1 pseudogene is annotated in these 391 nt (G+C 63.2%); it reads right to left on the bottom strand.

What is annotated here, in order from left to right:
• Window positions 1-391 (bottom strand): annotated as a pseudogene (locus EN852_RS41250) (Ti-type conjugative transfer relaxase TraA); the annotation flags it as partial.

Raw genomic sequence — 391 nt, 5'->3', positions numbered from 1 at the left:
GACGCCGGCAACCATCGGCCTCGCCTCTTTCATGCTGGTGGATTGGGATTCGGCCCGCGGGCCGGAAATGAGACCGAGCCGTGCGCCGATCGCCAGCAGCTTTGAGCCGAGATCGGCAAGGCGCTGCCTCTGCCGAATTGTCCATTCGAGACGGTCGCGCAGGATGGTCCGAGCGACATTCATGAGATCGAGGCCGCGCGTTTCGGCAAAGCGAAGTGCGGCGCGATAGGAGGGTGCCCGCTGATAGTCGAGTGTCGTTTCCTTCGACCCGTCACGCGACAGACGCTCCGTCATCCTGGAGAGCGCAAGCTTCCTGACGTCGACGACCTTCCACTCGTGGCGCTTTACTTTGCTTCCGTCGGGTAGGCGGACTTCCTGGGAGCCCTGATGG

This window comes from Mesorhizobium sp. M2E.F.Ca.ET.209.01.1.1 (genome assembly GCF_004010375.2).
GTDB lineage: Bacteria > Pseudomonadota > Alphaproteobacteria > Rhizobiales > Rhizobiaceae > Mesorhizobium.
The sequence above is the reverse complement of the archived record's forward strand: the minus strand, read 5'-3'. Positions and strand labels throughout refer to the sequence as shown.